At 63.9% G+C, this 12,571-nt stretch carries 16 protein-coding genes; 8 read left to right on the top strand and 8 right to left on the bottom strand.

The window, feature by feature from the left end:
- The first annotated feature begins 55 nt into the window (after window positions 1–55).
- Together XB14_RS18235 and XB14_RS18230 are read left to right on the top strand one after the other, a co-directional pair.
- Window positions 56–577: a TRAP transporter small permease gene (locus XB14_RS18235; RefSeq protein ID WP_077963024.1), complete on the top strand. Its 522-nt coding sequence runs from the start codon at window positions 56–58 to the stop codon at window positions 575–577.
- Window positions 578–1,858 (top strand): TRAP transporter large permease, encoded by a 1,281-nt coding sequence (locus tag XB14_RS18230; protein WP_077963023.1) that lies wholly within the window; start codon window positions 578–580, stop codon window positions 1,856–1,858.
- A gap of 66 nt (window positions 1,859–1,924) precedes the next feature.
- On the opposite strand, the gene XB14_RS18225 is transcribed toward XB14_RS18230, so the two are convergent.
- The 3 genes from XB14_RS18225 to XB14_RS18215 form a co-directional block, all read right to left on the bottom strand.
- Complete coding sequence (locus XB14_RS18225; protein ID WP_077963022.1) at window positions 1,925–2,257, bottom strand: tetratricopeptide repeat protein; 333 nt, start codon at window positions 2,255–2,257, stop codon at window positions 1,925–1,927.
- A gap of 29 nt (window positions 2,258–2,286) precedes the next feature.
- Complete coding sequence (locus XB14_RS18220) at window positions 2,287–2,883, bottom strand: flavin reductase family protein (RefSeq protein WP_077963021.1); 597 nt, start codon at window positions 2,881–2,883, stop codon at window positions 2,287–2,289.
- A gap of 153 nt (window positions 2,884–3,036) precedes the next feature.
- Entirely contained in the window at window positions 3,037–3,645 is a 609-nt protein-coding gene (locus XB14_RS18215; protein WP_077963020.1) for a superoxide dismutase, read from the bottom strand.
- A gap of 166 nt (window positions 3,646–3,811) precedes the next feature.
- Here XB14_RS18215 and XB14_RS18210 point away from each other — a divergent pair, with 166 nt between their 5' ends.
- Window positions 3,812–4,423: a helix-turn-helix transcriptional regulator gene (locus XB14_RS18210; protein ID WP_077963019.1), complete on the top strand. Its 612-nt coding sequence runs from the start codon at window positions 3,812–3,814 to the stop codon at window positions 4,421–4,423.
- 66 nt (window positions 4,424–4,489) lie between these two features.
- Here XB14_RS18210 and XB14_RS18205 read toward each other — a convergent pair whose 3' ends face one another.
- From XB14_RS18205 to XB14_RS18185, 5 genes are all read right to left on the bottom strand, one after another.
- Window positions 4,490–5,257 (bottom strand): 3-hydroxyacyl-CoA dehydrogenase, encoded by a 768-nt coding sequence (locus XB14_RS18205; protein ID WP_077963018.1) that lies wholly within the window; start codon window positions 5,255–5,257, stop codon window positions 4,490–4,492.
- A 105-nt stretch (window positions 5,258–5,362) separates the two neighbouring features.
- A complete protein-coding gene (locus XB14_RS18200) occupies window positions 5,363–5,683 on the bottom strand; it encodes a FliM/FliN family flagellar motor switch protein (RefSeq protein WP_051659531.1) in 321 nt (106 codons plus the stop codon).
- 155 nt (window positions 5,684–5,838) lie between these two features.
- On the bottom strand, window positions 5,839–6,183 hold the full coding sequence (locus XB14_RS18195) for a hypothetical protein (protein WP_077963017.1): 345 nt from the start codon (window positions 6,181–6,183) through the stop codon (window positions 5,839–5,841).
- A gap of 302 nt (window positions 6,184–6,485) precedes the next feature.
- A complete protein-coding gene (locus XB14_RS18190) occupies window positions 6,486–6,749 on the bottom strand; it encodes a hypothetical protein (protein WP_077963016.1) in 264 nt (87 codons plus the stop codon).
- Complete coding sequence (locus XB14_RS18185) at window positions 6,746–7,549, bottom strand: DUF899 domain-containing protein (protein ID WP_077963053.1); 804 nt, start codon at window positions 7,547–7,549, stop codon at window positions 6,746–6,748. The genes XB14_RS18190 and XB14_RS18185 overlap by 4 nt, the downstream gene beginning before the upstream one ends.
- A gap of 329 nt (window positions 7,550–7,878) precedes the next feature.
- Between XB14_RS18185 and XB14_RS18180 the strand changes: the two genes are divergently transcribed.
- From XB14_RS18180 to XB14_RS18160, 5 genes are all read left to right on the top strand, one after another.
- Window positions 7,879–9,051 (top strand): ABC transporter substrate-binding protein, encoded by a 1,173-nt coding sequence (locus XB14_RS18180; RefSeq protein ID WP_077963015.1) that lies wholly within the window; start codon window positions 7,879–7,881, stop codon window positions 9,049–9,051.
- Window positions 9,052–9,226: 175 nt separating this feature from the next.
- Window positions 9,227–10,093, top strand: a complete 867-nt coding sequence (locus XB14_RS18175) for a branched-chain amino acid ABC transporter permease (RefSeq protein WP_077963014.1) — start codon at window positions 9,227–9,229, stop codon at window positions 10,091–10,093.
- Window positions 10,090–11,094, top strand: coding sequence for a branched-chain amino acid ABC transporter permease (locus tag XB14_RS18170; protein WP_143348441.1), 1,005 nt, complete (start codon window positions 10,090–10,092; stop codon window positions 11,092–11,094). Before XB14_RS18175 ends, XB14_RS18170 begins: the two co-directional genes overlap by 4 nt.
- Window positions 11,094–11,858: an ABC transporter ATP-binding protein gene (locus XB14_RS18165; RefSeq protein WP_077963013.1), complete on the top strand. Its 765-nt coding sequence runs from the start codon at window positions 11,094–11,096 to the stop codon at window positions 11,856–11,858. Before XB14_RS18170 ends, XB14_RS18165 begins: the two co-directional genes overlap by 1 nt.
- Window positions 11,839–12,555, top strand: coding sequence for an ABC transporter ATP-binding protein (locus tag XB14_RS18160; RefSeq protein WP_077963012.1), 717 nt, complete (start codon window positions 11,839–11,841; stop codon window positions 12,553–12,555). The genes XB14_RS18165 and XB14_RS18160 overlap by 20 nt, the downstream gene beginning before the upstream one ends.
- The last annotated feature ends 16 nt before the right edge of the window (window positions 12,556–12,571 follow it).

The raw sequence follows: 12,571 nt of genomic DNA, 5'->3' as shown, positions 1-12,571 counted from the left end.
CCGGGCCGGCCCTCGCAACTGTCCACCGGATCGCATTTGCTGAGGAGGAAGAAACATGCGTCGTTTCATGCGGGCGATACGTCCGGCTCTCGGGGTGCTGAGCCGCGCGTCGCTCTATATTGCCGGCACCGGCATGGTCGCCATGACGTTGATCGTCGGCTGGCAGGTCTTTGCACGCTACGTCCTGAACGATTCGCCGAGCTGGTCGGAGCCCTTGTCCCTCCATCTCATGGCTTGGTTCATCATGCTCGGTGCCGCCGTCGGCGTGCGCGAGAGCGTGCATCTCGGCCTTGATGTCATCCGCCACGTGATGAGGCCCTCGGTCCAGCTTGCCATGGATCTGACGAGCCTCGGCCTGATCGTCATCTTCGGGGCGTCCATGGCCTATTACGGCCTGCTTCTTTGCCTCGGCACGTGGACTGCCACCATACCCGTACTCGGGTGGCCGGGCGGCGTCGACTTCTTCCCGCTGATCGTCGGTGGCCTGATGATCGCGCTGTTTGCCGCCGAGCGTTTCATCGATCTTGTTTTGGGCGTCGACGTCGCTGCCGATGTCGTCGTGCAGGAGATGGCCTGAATGGCTTACGTTATCCTTTTCGGGGTCTTCACCCTGCTGATGTTCATCGGCACGCCGATCGCGTTTTGCCTCGGCATCGCGTCGTTCGCCACCGTGCTCTATCTCGGCCTGCCGCCGGTGGTGGTGTTCCAGCAGCTGAATTCCGGCATGAACGTCTTTGCCATGATGGCGATCCCGTTCTTCATCTTTGCCGGCGACCTGATGGTGCGCGGCGGTATCGCCAATCGGCTGATCCAGTTTGCCGCCGGTCTCGTCGGGCATCTGCGTGGTGGTCTCGGCCAGGTGAACATCGTTGCTTCGACGCTTTTTGGCGGCATTTCCGGTTCGGCCGTCGCCGATGCCTCGGCGGTCGGCGGGCTGATGATCCCTCAGATGGCGAAGCGCGGCTATGACCGCGACTATGCCGTCAACGTCACGGTCAATGCGGCGATCATCGCCCTGATGGTGCCGCCGTCGCACAACATGATCCTCTATTCGATCGCCGCCGGCGGCAATGTCTCGGTCGCCGATCTCTTTACCGCCGGCATCATTCCGGGTCTCCTGCTTGCGCTTGCGCTGATGGTGACCGCCTATATCGTTGCGCGGCGCCGAGGCTATCCGGCAGAGCCGTTTCCGGGCTTTTCCAAGGTTTTCTACTACCTGCTCGCGTCGTTCCCGGGCATCGTCCTGATCGGCATCATCTTTGGCGGCGTGCGCTCCGGCGTCTTCACGGCCACCGAGAGCTCCTGCATCGCGGTGCTCTACGCCTTCCTCGTCGCCATGCTGGTCTATCGCGAGCTGGATTGGACAGGTTTCCTCGAGGCGGTGATGGGGGCGGTGCGCACGACGGCCATGGTGCTGCTCGTCATCGGCATGGCGGCGTCCTTCGGCTGGCTGATGGCCTTCCTGCAGGTGCAGGCGCTGATGATCAGTGCGATCAGCGCGGTCTCGGAAAACCCGATCATCGTGCTGCTGGTGATCAACATCATCCTGCTGTTCCTCGGCACCTTCATGGACATGGCGCCGATGGTGATCATCTGCACGCCCGTCCTTCTTCCCGTGGTCAAGGCCTTCGGCATCGATCCTGTGCATTTCGGGGTGGTGATGATCCTCAATGCCGGCATCGGCCTCAACACGCCGCCGGTTGGAACCGTGCTCTTCGTCGGTTGCGCCGTCGGCGGAATTTCCATTCGCGAGGCGATGCGCACCATCTGGCCGTTCTTCGGCGCCAGCATCGCGGTGCTGATGGCCGTGACCTACATTCCAGCGCTCTCGCTCTGGCTGCCGTCGGTCTTCAAATGATCTGAACGTTCGCGATGTTTCCGGGCTCGGCATGGTTGCCGGGCCCGAACAACCTTCATGGGGCGGCTACTCGTTCCGGTTGGCGGCGATGCACTGCCGCTCGAGGCGTTTCAGGAAGACGCCGATCTCCTTTGCCGCCTGCAGATCGCCCTTCCGCTCCGCGACCGTGCGGCCCTCGCGCCAGACCTCGATCGCCTCTTGGTGGCGGCCGAGCTTGTGCAGGATCGCGCCGCGCAGTTTCCAGGCGGCCGAATAGTCCGGGTCGAAGGTGATTGCCCGCTCGACATGGGCAAGCGCGGTTTCGAGATCCGCCTCCTGAAGGCAGATGCTGCCGAGCGTGAAGCGCAGCAGGGCGTCGTCCTTGCCGTCTTTTAAGAGTTTTTCGAGCGTTTGCCGCATTGCTCCATTCCTCCTACGCGATCGCCGGTTCAGGCTGCGGGCTTGCTTGGGGTGAGGGTCGCATGCCCGTTGCTCGGCGACGCCGGCAACGATCTCGTCCTGTCGAGAGACTGATATCGCCGGCGGCTCCAGATCAAGGGGGCGGCGTGGGTGGAAGTCTCGGTTGCGACAATTGTTCCCACGAACAATGTGTGGTCGCCGACCTGCACCGAGGCGCTGAGCAGGCAGTCGAGCGCGGCGGCCGCCCCGAGCAGCCTTGGCCGTTCGCTCGGCCAGTCTGCCCAGATGCCGACGAGGTAGCGCTTCGACGCTTCGATCTTGCCGGCAAACGCATCCGCGATCAGCTCCTGTCCCTCGGCCAGCATGGCGAGCGAGAAGCCCTGCTCGGCGGCGATCAGCGCGGCAAGCGGGCTATCCGCCTTGACTGAAACGACGATCGACGGCGGGCTGGCGGAAAGCGAGAACGTCGCCGTCACGGTGCGGCCGAGGCTTTCGGCGCCCCTGCCGGCGCTGACCACGCAGACGGTGGTGGCGAGATGCGACAGCGTGTCGGCGAACTCCGGTTTCGACACGGCGAGATCGGCGTAGGCGTCGATATCGACGGAAAACGGAGGTGTCTGGCGCATGGGTCTTCTTCCAACTGAGGATAGCCCGTGGCGGCGGGGAGACGCCACGGGGTCTGCGGAAGCCTTGGCTCAGGCGGGGGCGAGGGGCTTCCGCAAATTCTCTGATCAACCGCGCTGTGTGCTGGTTCCGGCGTCGTGGCGGTCTCCAACCGATCAGGCGGACTTCAATTCCGCTTCGGCAAACTCGTAGTTGGCAAGCTTGTCGAGGAAGTTCGACGTATAGTCCGGCCGGCGGTTGCGGAAGTCGATGTAATAGGCATGTTCCCAGACATCGAGGCCGAGCAGGGCCTTGCCCTCGTTGGTGGCGACCGGATTGGAGCCGTTGGCGGTCTTCGTCACCTTGAGCTTGCCGTCCTGGCCGAGCACCAGCCAGGCCCAGCCGGAGCCGAACTGGCCGGTGGCGGCCGCCTTGAAGGCATCCTTGAAGGCGGCGACGCTGCCGAAATCTTCCGCGATCTTCTTTTCGAGTGCGCCGGGGATCTGGCCACCCTTCGGCGAAAGGTTGTTCCAGAACAGGATATGGTTCCAGTGCTGGCCGGCATTGTTGAAGACCGGTGCCAGTTCCGGCTTGCCGTGGCTGAGGCGAATGATCTCTTCCAGCGACAGGCCGGCGAGCGAGGCGTCCTTCTCGACGAAACCGTTCAACGCGGTGACATAGGCCTGGTGATGCTTGCCGTGGTGGAACTCGATCGTCTCAGCGCTCATGCCGTTTTCGGCGAGCGCTGCGGGTGCATAGGGAAGGGCGGGAAGTTCGAAGGCCATGGTCAGATCCTTTGCGGGCGGGGCACGCTCGACGGTCTCTTGTCTGCGAACCGATGAGCGTGTATTTAGCAAGACAACTCTTTGTAAATCTGTGTCCGGGAATATGTCAAGCGATCCCTTGTTAAATCCAGAGCGGAGCAATGGCCGCACGCCGGGTGAACGCATCATGCTGGCGCTCAAGCTGCACGGCCCGCAGACGGCGGCGGCACTCGGCAGGCGTCTGACGATCACCGGCGAGGCCGTGCGTCAGCAACTGGTTCGCCTTGCCGAGGACGGCTTCGTCCTGTCGTGGTCGGAGGCAAAAGGCGTCGGCCGCCCCTCGCAGTTCTGGGGGCTGACGGCCGCGGGCCACGCGGAATTTCCCGATACGCACGCGGAGCTGACCGTCCAGCTCTTAAGGACGATCCGGCAGACGCTGGGCGAGGCGGCGATCGATCGGCTGATCGCGGCGCGCGAGGACGAGACCCGGCAGAACTATCGCGCGGCGATTGAGGAGAAGGCGGGCCTGCGCGAACGGGTGGACGAGCTCGTGCGGCTGCGGTCGCAGGAGGGCTACATGGCCGCTTGCGAGGATCCCGGTGATGGCACGCTGCTCTTCGTCGAGAACCATTGCCCGATCTGTGCCGCCGCGACCAGTTGCCAGGGCTTCTGCCGGGCGGAGTTGAGCGTTTTTCGCGCGGTACTCGGGCCTGGCATCGAGGTCGAACGTACCGAGCATATTCTCGCTGGCGCCCGGCGATGCGCCTATCTCGTCAGGATGGCCGATCAAGCCGCCTGATCTGCCTTGGTAAAGGTATGGCACCGCGCCCGGTTGCGTGCGGGCGAGGCGCCATTGCCGATCCTATCAGCGCGCGCCCATGCGCAGCGCGCCGTCGAGGCGGATGACTTCGCCATTCAGCATGCGGTTTTCACAGATGTGCTGAACGAGCGCCGCGAATTCCTCGGGTTTGCCGAGGCGCTGCGGGAAGGGCACGCTCTTGCCGAGCGAATCCTGCACCTCCTGCGGCATGCCGGCCATCATCGGCGTTTCGAAGATGCCAGGCGCAATGGCGACGACGCGAATGCCGTGGCGCGCAAGTTCACGGGCGATCGGCAATGTCATCGAGACGACGCCGCCCTTGGAAGCGGCATAGGCCGCCTGGCCGATCTGGCCGTCGAAGGCGGCGACCGATGCCGTGTTGACGATCACGCCCCGCTCACCGTCATCGCCCGGTTCCTCCCGCTGGATCGCTTCGGAGGCAAGCCTCAGCATGTTGAAGCTGCCGATCAGATTGATGCCGACTGCGCGCGCAAAACTGTCAAGGCGATGCGGACCGTCGCGGCCGAGCACCTTTTCCCCCGGCGCGATGCCGGCGCAGTTTACAAGCCCGTGGAGGTGGCCGAAGCGGCCGAGCGCCGCAGCGACGGCGGCAGCACCATCCGCTTCATTGGTGACATCCGTCTTCTGGAAAAGCGCGTTGCTGCCCAGTTCGTCGGCCATCTGCTGGCCGGCCGCGGCATTGACGTCGGCAAGCACCACACGGGCACCCTCGCCATGCAACCGCCGCGCGACGGCCGCACCAAGACCCGAACCGCCACCGGTAACGATAAAGACTTTTCCATCGATCAGCATATGAGGCTCCTCCCGTATCGCATCGTGTCGCTGGCCTAACGACATAGCCTTGCTGGCCGTTGAAGCCAAGTTCCGACGACGACCAGCGACCTGGCGCCGCAGAGCCTATTGGGCGCCGATCGGGGAGATTTCGATGATCTTGATGCCGATAGCGTTGGTCGCTTCGTCGAAGACGATCTCGCCTCGCCCGATCACCATGCCGTTGACCTTGAGTTCCACCGGCTCGCCGAAATTTCGGTCGAGGTGGATCGTGTCGTCCTGATGGAGTTTCGAGATCTGCGATACGGTCAGCTTGGCCCGCCCGATCACCGCCTCGATCGCGAGCGGAATTCCCTGCACGGCGCGCTCGCTCATGACGGAACGGCCTTCGAACGCGGGGCTTTCGTCGAGCTCGACCAGCTCATCCTGTAGCTTCTTGTTAATCATTCTGCACCATCCAAAGCACTGATTCACGACTCTTTAACAAAGAGTTGCGCCAGTTCGCCCTGGGTGGCAACCGTGGCTAAATGGGGGTTATCCCTGCCTTGCAAGCGAGCGTTAACAAAGCGTTAACATCCACAATGCGGGGCCGGCTGAAGCCGTCAAAGCGTCACCGCAGCCCAGTTTCCGTCCCGTTTTTGGAATCCGATCATGCGGCGGCCGTTCGGCAATTTGTCGCCGAGTCGCACGACATAGACGTAACCCTCGTAGACCATCAGCCCGCGATCGCCGTCGCTGAAGAGGATCTCGAAGTTCGGCGACCGCATCATCGGTCGTTCGGCCTCAGCCGAGGCGAGCGCAGCTATTTCCGAAGAAGGCTCTTTCGCTCCGGTCAGGTAGTAGAGCGACGTTGCGGCGGCTGTTCCGCAGAGCAGCAGGGCGCCCGCCCACGGCAACAGGCGACGCTTGAAAGGTGTCGGGTTCGGTTGAGGTGCGGCAACACTCAAGGTCATTTTCCTGATTCGCTGTATTTCCCGATCGGAGCCGATCGCACCGGGAAAGCGACTAAGCTTCTCCGGCAGAATGATTGCCGGAGACCTTGCCAAATCTACCTAGTGGAACCGTTCCGTACTTCAAGCCGAGAAGTGACTTGCTTCCCCGACTCGGACAGCATGCCCACGGACCGATTTCAGGGACATATGCTCATCGGCGTTTCCACATCTTTTGCGTGCCTTGCGACAGAAGCATGTCGCACGGCGGTTTTTCAGCGACCGGCCGCCCCTGACTGAGCGAGGTCGAGGCTGATCCCTTAGCCCCGTCTGATGTCGATCAGCCTCAGCCAGGGCTGCAGGTGAAAGGCGCCCATCAGCAGGTACATGGCAGTCATCCCGCCGATCGCCGCTTGCTCGGTCCCGCCGCACAGCATCGGATCCGCTGCGCTGTTTCCCGCGCTCGTCAGGAACGCCATCAGCGCGAAGATGGGGGCGGCGGCGAGCGCCAGCGCCGCTGCCGCCCAATGGGCAAGGGAGGGCACCCGCCCGTCACGCTCGCCGGAACGGGTGCCGGCGCTCATGGCTTCGGGTCCGTGGCGGAGGCGCGCATAGCAGCCTCTCCTGCGTCCGATATCTCGACCCATCTTTTGTCGGGCGCAGCGCCTTCGACATAGCTGTCGTTCCAGTTCCACCATTTGTAGGGCGGGGTCTGGGGGTACCCGGCAGGCGAATCCTCCCAGATTTCCTGTCGTCCGAGCGCCGTGATGTCGAGATAGTTCCAGGTGCCGCCCATCTGCTCGTCGCCGCGATTGTTGACGAAATAGGTGCGAAACAGCCGCTCGCCGTCGCGGACGAAAACATTGTGTCCATGCCAATCGTCCACGCCAAAATCGGCGTCGAAGCTGTCGGTGATTGTGTACCAGGGCATGGTCCATCCCATGCGCGCCTTCAGCCTGGCGATATCCGCCTGCGGCGCGCGTGAGATAAAGACAAGCGTCGTGTCGCGGGCGTTGAGATGCGACAGATGCGCAACCTGGTCGGCGACCATGGAACAGCCGGGGCAACCGTGATCGGGCCAGCCATGGACGCCGGGCTCGTAGAAGGCGCGATAGACGATCAATTGGCGCCGTCCGGCGAAAAGGTCGAAGAGGCTCGCCTTGCCGTCCGGCCCCTCGAAAGCATAGTCCTTGGTCACAGCCATCCAGGGCATCCGCCGGCGCTCGGCAGCGAGTGCATCGCTGGCACGGGTGTGGGCCTTTTCCTTCACCAGCATCTTCTGCCACGCCGCTTCCCACGCCTGCGGCGAAACCACCGCCGGCTTCTGCATGGCCGGTCCGCCGTCCGGGCGTCCATTCTCGCGTTTCTCGATTGTCTGGGTCATGGTGTTGATCTCCTCGTTCAGCAAAGCTTGGCAAAGCAAGGCCAGGGGCATGGCTCGCAGTGCCAACAGCTTGACACCCCGAGAGGATCGGCGGGAGTAACAAGTGTGGCGGTGTTTCCAGGGAGCCGCCGGATGGACGGGACCAGCGCCGAAAGTATGTTCGTGGGTGGCCGTGGTAAGCGCCAAAACATAACCCCTAAATTATGATTGGCGCCCCATATTTCATTTTTACATTACCGTTTGGCATGGCAAGCTGACGACTATCAAATTGTCTGGCGTTTGCGAGGAGGATGCGGGTACGGGAGTGGCCGGCATCTCAGGGAGGAAATATGAAACGCATGATTCTGGCTGCGGTTGCGGCCTTGGCAATGGGTGGCGCGGCCTATGCCGATACGATCAAGATCGGTGTTGTCGGACCGTTCTCGGGACCCTTCGCGCTCCAGGGCAAGAATTTCAAGGCCGGCATCGACGCCTATATGGCGCTGAACGGCACCAAGGTCGGCGAAGACGATATCGAGATCATCTATCGCGACGTGCCGCAGGCGGATCCCGCCCAGGCCAAGGCGCTGGCGCAGGAACTCGTGGTCAAGGAGGGCGTGCAGTATCTCGCCGGCTTCTACTTCACCCCGGATGCGATGGCGGTGACGCCGCTCCTCACCCAGGCGAACGTGCCGCTCGTCATCATGAACGCGGCGACCTCGGCGATCGTCACCAAGAGCCCGCTCGTCGTGCGCACCTCGTTCACCACCTGGCAGACCTCGACGCCGATCGCGAAGGTCGCCAAGGACGCGGGCGTCTCCAAGGTGATCTCCGTCGTCAGCGATTACGGCCCGGGCGTCGATGCCGAGAACGCCTTCAAGGCGGGCTTCGAGGCGGCCGGCGGCCAGGTGGTCGAAGCGATCCGCATGCCGCTCGCGACCAACGACTTCTCGCCGATCATGCAGCGCATCAAGGATTCCGGCGCCGAGGGCGTCTTCGCCTTCCTGCCGTCCGGCCCGACGACGCTCGGCTTCGTCAAGGCCTTCAAGGAAAACGGGCTCAAGGACGGCGGCATCAAGTTCTTCGCGCCAGGCGACCTGACGCAGGAATCCGATCTGCCGGCACTTGGCGAAGCGGCACTCGGCATCCAGACGACCTTCCACTATGCGGTCTCGCACGATTCGCCGGAAAACAAGGCGTTTGTCGAGGCGGCGGGCAAGGCGATCGGCAACCCGGCGGAACTCTCGTTCCCCTCGGTCGGAGCCTATGACGGCATGCATGTGATCTACAAGATGATCGAGGCGACCGGCGGCGAGCAGGATGCGGCCAAGGCCGTGGAAGCCGTGAAAGGCCTCTCTTGGGTCAGCCCGCGTGGTCCGGTGACGATCGATCCGGAATCGCGTCACATCACCCAGAACATCTACCTGCGCGAGGTCGCGAAGGCCGATGACGGCACCTATTACAACAAGGAAATCCAGACCTTCGAGAAGCAGGGCGACCCCGGTCTCGCTGCGCTGAAGTAGTCGACTTGGGCGGGTGCTGAGCGCCCACCGACACTGATGATGCGTTGACCGGTTGCTTTTGAGCGACCGGCGCGCCTGCGGCGCCGCGAATGCTGGCGCCTGACTGCCGCTCCGCGCATAGTGCGCACCGAATCCGGCGCAGCCAAATTTGGAAGAAAGGGCAACGGATAGCCCCATGCAAACCGTCCTCAGCATAGCGATCGACGCCCTTGCCTATGGCATGGTGCTCTTCGTCATCTCCATCGGCCTTTCGGTCACCATGGGCCTGATGCGCGTGGTCAACCTGGCGCACGGCGCCTTTGCCATGATCGGTGGCTACATCGCCTCCTATGCGGCGCGCGATCTCGGTCTCGCCTATGGCTTTGCCGTGCTGCTCGCGATCTTCGGCACCATCGTCATAGCCGTGCCGATCGAGCGGCTGCTTTACCGGCGGATCTATGGCGCGCCGGAACTGACCCAGGTGCTGATGACCATTGGTATTACGTTCTGCATCATCGGCATCGCCAACTATGTCTTCGGCCCGACGTTGAAGACGGTGCCGCTGCCGAGCGAGCTGCAGGGCTCCGTCGATCTCGGCTTCCGGGCGATCGCCACGCACCGCATCTTTGCGATCCTCTGCGGCCTCGCGGTCGCAGCTGGCCTCTGGTACGCGATCGAAAAGACCGCCTTCGGCGTCAAGCTGCGCGCCTCGGTCGACAATGCGGCCATGGCGGCGGCTCTCGGGGTGCGCACCGAAATCGTCTATGCGGTAAGCTTCGCCGTCGCCGTCGGGCTTGCCGCCTTCGGCGGTGTCGTCGGCGCGGAACTGCTTCCGGTCGAACCCTATTATGCCTTGCGCTACATGGTGACTTTCCTCGTCGTCGTCTCGGTCGGCGGTGCCGGCTCTATCCCGGGCGCGCTCGTTGCCTGCCTGCTGCTCGGCGCGATCGACACGACCGGCCGCTATCTCATGCCGGAATTCGGTGAGTTCTTCTTCTATCTGGCCGTCATCGCGATCATCTGCGTCTTCCCGCGCGGGCTCGCCGGGAGGGCCAAGGGATGACCATGACGACGACGAACGACTTGATCGCAACCGCTCCGGCGCGCCGGCGGTTCGGCGGCGGCGACCTTGCCGGTCTGGCCGTTATCCTGCTGGTAGCAGTGCTCGGCTACTTCCTCTTTCCCAACAATCTGGCGCTTCTGACCCGGATCATCGCAGCAGCGCTTCTGGTGCTGTCGCTCGATCTCGTCACCGGCTATTGCGGCGTTGCAACGCTCGGGCACGCCGCACTCTTCGGCGCCGGCGCCTATGCCGCCGGCATCGCCTCGGCGCATTACGGCATCAACGATCCGCTGGCCATGCTCGCCTTCGGGATCGTCGCCGGGGCGGTGGCCGGGCTTATCTGCGGGTTCGTCATCCTGCGTGCGCACGGGCTGCCGCAACTGGTGCTGTCGATCGCGCTCATCCATCTCTTCCATGAGTTTGCCAACAAGGCCTCCTCCTGGACCGGCGGTAGCGACGGGCTCTCCGGCATCGCGCCGACGGCGCTTCTCGGGCTCTACGAATTCGATCTCTGGGGGCGCACGGCCTATGTCTTCGGCGTGGCGCTGCTCGCCGTCGTCTTTGTGCTCCTGCGGCTCATCGTGCGCTCGCCCTTCGGCATGCTGTGCCGGGGCATCAAGGAGGACCCGGTCCGCGTCCGCTCGATGGGGGCGTCGCCGAAGATCGCGCTGACGAAAATGTACGTCATCTCCGGCGCCGTTGCCGGTGTCGGCGGCGCGCTGAACGCGATTTCCACCCAGGTGGTCGGCCTCGACAGCCTCTCCTTCACCATGTCGGCCGAAAGCCTCGTCATGCTGGTGCTCGGCGGCACAGGCTCCCTGTTCGGTGCGCTGACAGGGACGGTCGTCTTCATGTTCTTCGAGGACGTGGTCTCGGCCGCCAATCCGTTCCACTGGCTGACGATGGTCGGCGCGCTGCTGATCGCCGTCGTGCTTTTCGCGCCGAAGGGCATCTACGGCACTGCAGCCGCCTTCGTTGCCCGCCGCAAGGAGGCACAGTGATGCAGCCGATCTTCGAAGTTCGCAACCTGAAGCGCGCCTTCGGCGGACTTGCGGTCACCAATGACGTCAGCCTCAGCATGGCGCCGGGAGACCGTGTCGCGCTGATCGGGCCGAACGGCGCCGGCAAGACGACCTTCGTCAATCTCGTGACCGGCAATCTCAAGCCCGATTCCGGGGAGGTGCGTATCGGCGGCGAGGCCGTCACTGGTGTCGATGCGATCGGCCGCGTGCGAAGGGGCCTCGTGCGCTCGTTTCAGGTGACGCGGCTCTTTGCCGATATGACGCCAGCCGAGCATGTCGCGCTTGCCGTCCTGCAACGAAGTGGCCGCGCCGGTCGCCTTTTCGGCAATTTCCTGGGCATGCCGGATGTCATGGCCGAGGTGGAAGAGCTTCTCGGCAAGCTCGGGCTCAAGGAACTGATGCACCGAAAGGTGAGCGAGATCGCCTATGGCCAGCAGCGGCTGCTGGAAATCGCCGTGGCGCTGGCGCTAAAGCCGCGGGTGCTGCTGCTCGACGAGCCCGCCGCCGGCGTGCCGCAGAGCGACACCGGCCGGATCGAGCAGGCACTGGCCGATCTTCCTGCCGATCTCGCCGTCTTGATGATCGAGCATGACATGGATCTCGTCTTCCGCTTTGCCAAGCGCGTCGTCGTGCTGGCCGCCGGCGCGATCATCTTCGACGGCTCGCCGTCTGACGTGACCAAGGATCCGCGCGTGCGGGAAGCCTATCTCGGGAGCTATGCCAATGCCAGCCACGCCGCTTGAGGTGGAAAACCTGTCTTCGGGCTACGGCCCGACGCGCGTGCTCGAGGGCGTGTCCTTTGCCGTTCCGGCTGGCGCCCGGCTCGCCGTGCTCGGCCGCAACGGCATGGGCAAGACGACGCTGCTTGCGACGCTTGCCGGCCAGACGCGACGTTATGACGGGCGCATCCGCATGGGCGGGACGGACGTGACGGCGCTGCCGAGCGCAGCCCGCGCCATGCACGGGCTTGGTTTCGTGCCGCAGGCGCGCTGCGTCTTCCCGACGCTGACCGTCGAGGAGAACCTGTTTGTCGGCCTCAAAGGCCGTCCGAAAAGCGCGCTCCAGGAAGCCTACGACATGTTCCCGCGCCTCTTTGAGCGGCGGCGCAATCTCGGCAGCCAACTCTCGGGCGGCGAACAGCAGATGCTGTCGACGGCGCGCTCCATCCTCGGCCGTCCGTCGATCCTGCTTCTCGACGAGCCGCTGGAGGGCTTGGCGCCGGTTATCTGCGAAGAGCTGATGAAGGCGTTCGCCGAACTGGCAAAAACCGGCGACATGACGATCGTGCTGGTCGAGCAGCGCATTCAGAGCGCGCTCGACTTTGCCGACCGGGTGATCGTGCTCGAACGCGGCCGAATCGCCTGGTCCGGAACGCCGGAAGCGCTGACTGGGGATCACGACGCGGTCGAGCGGCTGCTGGGCGTCGGCGGGCTTCACTGACGCCGAGTTCGCTTGT

The organism is Ensifer adhaerens (assembly GCF_002007205.1).
GTDB lineage: Bacteria > Pseudomonadota > Alphaproteobacteria > Rhizobiales > Rhizobiaceae > Ensifer > Ensifer adhaerens_D.
The sequence above is the reverse complement of the archived record's forward strand: the minus strand, read 5'-3'. Positions and strand labels throughout refer to the sequence as shown.

Bases quoted from the DNA above. Each gene is read 5' to 3' on its own strand.
- XB14_RS18235 (WP_077963024.1), top strand. From the start codon at position 56: ATGCGTCGTTTCATGCGGGCGATACGTCCGGCTCTCGGGGTGCTGAGC.
- XB14_RS18230 (WP_077963023.1), top strand. From the start codon at position 578: ATGGCTTACGTTATCCTTTTCGGGGTCTTCACCCTGCTGATGTTCATC.
- XB14_RS18225 (WP_077963022.1), bottom strand. From the start codon at position 2,257: ATGCGGCAAACGCTCGAAAAACTCTTAAAAGACGGCAAGGACGACGCC.
- XB14_RS18220 (WP_077963021.1), bottom strand. From the start codon at position 2,883: ATGCGCCAGACACCTCCGTTTTCCGTCGATATCGACGCCTACGCCGAT.
- XB14_RS18215 (WP_077963020.1), bottom strand. From the start codon at position 3,645: ATGGCCTTCGAACTTCCCGCCCTTCCCTATGCACCCGCAGCGCTCGCC.
- XB14_RS18210 (WP_077963019.1), top strand. From the start codon at position 3,812: ATGCTGGCGCTCAAGCTGCACGGCCCGCAGACGGCGGCGGCACTCGGC.
- XB14_RS18205 (WP_077963018.1), bottom strand. From the start codon at position 5,257: ATGCTGATCGATGGAAAAGTCTTTATCGTTACCGGTGGCGGTTCGGGT.
- XB14_RS18200 (WP_051659531.1), bottom strand. From the start codon at position 5,683: ATGATTAACAAGAAGCTACAGGATGAGCTGGTCGAGCTCGACGAAAGC.
- XB14_RS18190 (WP_077963016.1), bottom strand. From the start codon at position 6,749: ATGAGCGCCGGCACCCGTTCCGGCGAGCGTGACGGGCGGGTGCCCTCC.
- XB14_RS18185 (WP_077963053.1), bottom strand. From the start codon at position 7,549: ATGACCCAGACAATCGAGAAACGCGAGAATGGACGCCCGGACGGCGGA.
- XB14_RS18180 (WP_077963015.1), top strand. From the start codon at position 7,879: ATGAAACGCATGATTCTGGCTGCGGTTGCGGCCTTGGCAATGGGTGGC.
- XB14_RS18175 (WP_077963014.1), top strand. From the start codon at position 9,227: ATGCAAACCGTCCTCAGCATAGCGATCGACGCCCTTGCCTATGGCATG.
- XB14_RS18170 (WP_143348441.1), top strand. From the start codon at position 10,090: ATGACCATGACGACGACGAACGACTTGATCGCAACCGCTCCGGCGCGC.
- XB14_RS18165 (WP_077963013.1), top strand. From the start codon at position 11,094: ATGCAGCCGATCTTCGAAGTTCGCAACCTGAAGCGCGCCTTCGGCGGA.
- XB14_RS18160 (WP_077963012.1), top strand. From the start codon at position 11,839: ATGCCAGCCACGCCGCTTGAGGTGGAAAACCTGTCTTCGGGCTACGGC.